The following is a 362-nucleotide window of genomic DNA, read 5'->3' as shown; positions in this document are numbered from 1 at the left end:
ACCGCGTTTCTCCATCGACAAACTGACCGGTGCTGACCTGAGCTTCAAAATGTGTTCAGTACCTAATTAAAGGGCGCAAACGTGATAAAGTTACAGGAGAGTTTATTGACGGTTATCGTGTAGTCGTTTATCCTAAATTGAAACCTACAGCAGAACCAACGAAAGAATCAGAAACAGATTCAGTAGACGGTGTCGACCCTATCCAATGGACGTTGGCAGTACAAGCTACTGAATCAGACATTTATTTGAATAATGGTAAAAATGTAGCTGCTATTGAATATGAAATTTGGGGAGACCAAGCAAAAGACTTCGCTAAGAAAATGGAAAGCGGACTGTTCATTATGCAACCTGACACGGAATTG

Annotated in this window: 1 pseudogene; it reads left to right on the top strand. The window is 41.2% G+C overall.

Annotated features, from left to right (window positions below):
- Positions 1-56 precede the first annotated feature (56 nt).
- Positions 57-362: pseudogene (locus FDX22_RS24420) on the top strand (hypothetical protein); the annotation flags it as partial.

Source organism: Citrobacter sp. TBCS-14, from assembly GCF_005280805.1.
GTDB lineage: Bacteria > Pseudomonadota > Gammaproteobacteria > Enterobacterales > Enterobacteriaceae > Citrobacter > Citrobacter gillenii.
The sequence above is the reverse complement of the archived record's forward strand: the minus strand, read 5'-3'. Positions and strand labels throughout refer to the sequence as shown.